This window comes from Wolbachia endosymbiont of Drosophila baimaii, assembly GCF_028982185.1.
GTDB classification, from domain to species: domain Bacteria; phylum Pseudomonadota; class Alphaproteobacteria; order Rickettsiales; family Anaplasmataceae; genus Wolbachia; species Wolbachia pipientis.
Map to the genome: position 1 here is coordinate 1 of NZ_JAPQLE010000014.1, position 2,936 is coordinate 2,936.

Genomic DNA, 2,936 nt, shown 5'->3' on the forward strand with positions numbered 1-2,936 from the left:
AAAACATTCCTCTATTCGAATCCTTTCGTCGTGCTGTTGATTCTGCCTTCCTATGACCTGTTCGGACTATTATGAGAAATGCTATACATATAAATAACTAGTTAACCATGGGGCTTCTCTTGCCTTTTTTTTTATTTGGTAAATTTCTTAATGTTTGTGGCTAAACGACAACCGTCATCCCGCTACTTGTTAGCGGGATCTATTGCCGAGATACCGCGAATGAATCGTGGTATGACGGTTCGCGGCGGCATGACAATGAGCTCGTCATCCCGCTACTTGTTAGCGGGATCTATTGCCGAGATACCGCGAATGAATCGCGGTATGACGGTTCGCGGTGGCATGACGATAAAGTTTATACCTCGTCATCCCGCTGCTTGTTAGCGTGATCTCTTGTTAGCGGCTGAGATACCGCGGCGGTATGACGGTTCGTGGCAGCATGAAGATAATCCCGCTACTTGTTAGCGGCTAAGGGATACCGCGAATGAATCGCGGTATGACGATAAGCTCGTCGTCCCGCTACGTGTTAGCGCCGCGGCGGTATGGTGTAGGAAAATTAGCTATATAGCTAACTTGCACCACACGTTAAAGCTTTTAAACAGGTCTTGGTTTACTTACTCCATTATTTTCTTTATTATCAGATATCATTTTAAATAATATGGAGGAGCAAATTGTCAGCAATTGCCATTATTGATTTTGGTTCACAGTTTACACAGCTTATCGCAAGACAAGTAAGAGGAATGGGTGTTTATTGTGAGATATTTCCAAGCAACATCAGTTTTGAAACAATATCAAAATTCAATGGGTTTATTCTCTCTGGAGGACCACAATCTGTAAATGATGATTGTTCTGAAACAAGTAGAGTAGTACATGAAATTATAAAACTTAATGAGGCAACAAGCGTTCCTATACTTGGAATATGCTATGGACAGCAACTCATTTGTCATTATTTTGGAGCAAAAGTAAAAGAGAGTTTCAAACAGGAGTTTGGTAGAACTAAAATCAAGATACTAAAAGAATCCCCCATTGTAAAGGATACCTGGGATGTTAATTCTGAAGTGGATGTATTAATGAACCATGCGGACAGTGTTGATACTATACCACAGGGATTTACTGTTATCGCATCAGGTGTGATAAATCAAACAATTGCAATGATTGTCAACGAACAGCGGAAGATTTACTGTACTCAGTTCCATCCTGAGGTTAAGCCCACAACAAATGGCAGTAAATTGCTCTCTAACTTCTTGGATATTGCAAATTGCAAAAGAGACTGGACAATGAAGTCGTTTATTGAGGAGCAAAAGGAAAAAATCAAAAATGTAGTAGGAGAGAAAAAAGTAATCGCTGCAGTAAGTGGTGGGGTTGATTCAAGCGTTGCAGCGGCTCTCACATATAAAGCTATAGGAAAACAATTGAACTGTATTTTTATCGATACTGGGTTGTTACGCAAGAACCAAACCATTGCTATGTTGAAAGAGATTCCGATACACTACGTTGACAAATCAAATTTATTTTTGAGTAGGTTGAAGGGAATAACTGATCCAGAAGAAAAGCGAAAAATTATCGGTAACACTTTTATTGAAGTGTTTGAAGAAGAAGCAAAAAAAATAGGTGATGTGGATTTTTTGATGCAAGGTACCATCTACTCTGATGTAGTTGAGTCAGGGCATGCCTCAGACAACACTAGTACAATTAAGTCTCACCATAATGTTGGTGGGTTGCCAGAAAAGATGAACCTGAAGCTAGTGGAACCTTTACGCTACCTCTTTAAAGATGAGGTAAGGCTACTTGGAAAAGAAATTGGGCTTTCAGATGAGATAATATTTCAACATCCATTTCCTGGACCTGGACTTGCAGTGAGGATTATAAGTGAAGTCGATGAAGAAAAGGTGCGAATATTGCAAGAAGTAGATGAAATATATATTAATACGATGAAAAATTACGATCTATACGATAAGATATGGCAAGCTTTTGCTGTATTATTACCAATAAAAACTGTAGGCGTTATGGGAGATGGTCGTACGTATGGATATGTTTGTGCTTTAAGGGCTGTAACATCATCTGATGGTATGACAGCTGATGCATTTCCATTTGAAAATAAGGATCAACACTTGCTAGTATTTTGGGATTTTTTACAGAATGTTGGCAGTATAATTGTTAATAATGTTCCCGGAGTAAATAGAGTTGTATACGATATAACTTCCAAGCCACCCGCAACTATTGAGTGGGAGTAAATCAAAAAGATCCCACTGCTTGTTAGCGGGATCTAGAGATACCGCGAATGAATCGCGGTATGATGGTTCGCGGCAGCATGATGATAACCTCGTCATCCCGCTACGTGTTAGCGGGATCTAGAGATACCGCGAATGAATCGCGGTATGACGGTTCGCGGCAACATGACGATGACCTCGTCATCCTGCTACTTGTTAGCGGGATCTAAAGATACCGCGAATGAATCGCGGTATGGCGGTTCGCGGCAACATGACGATAACCTCGTCATCCCGCTACGTGTTAGCGGGATCTATCCGCAGCAGTATGACGTAGGACTGCCGTCATCCCGCTGCTTGTTAGCGGCTGAGATACCGCGAATGAATCGCGGTATGACGGTTAATTTTCTTTATTTTGCTTATAACTTCCACAAGCAGTGCAAACATGAATGAAGAATACAAATATCCTTTTGGTAATTCTATATGAAATCCATGAAGTATGAGGTACACACCGACAAGTAAAATAAATAAAATGGCGATTATTTTTAACCCTGGGTTAGATTTGATTAACTGGGCGGTATAACTTGATAAAAACAGCATTGCTAGCATGGAAAATGTAAATGCTGTAGCAATTATTACCATGTTATAAGTTAGTGCTATAGCAGTTATAGCATTTCTCATAATAGTCCGAACAGGTCATAGGAAGGCAGAATCAACAGCACGACGAAAGGA

General features: G+C 40.3%; 1 protein-coding gene and 1 pseudogene. One reads left to right on the forward strand and one right to left on the reverse strand.

Annotated elements, in window-relative coordinates; translation table 11 throughout:
* Positions 1 to 668: 668 nt before the first annotated feature.
* A complete protein-coding gene (gene guaA / locus OZD66_RS00400; protein ID WP_182366461.1) occupies positions 669 to 2,231 on the forward strand; it encodes a glutamine-hydrolyzing GMP synthase in 1,563 nt (520 codons plus the stop codon).
* Between the two features lie 333 nt (positions 2,232 to 2,564).
* On the opposite strand, the pseudogene OZD66_RS00405 reads toward guaA, so the two are convergent.
* Positions 2,565 to 2,873, reverse strand: a pseudogene (locus OZD66_RS00405) (TerC family protein); the annotation flags it as partial.
* Between the last annotated feature and the right edge of the window lie 63 nt (positions 2,874 to 2,936).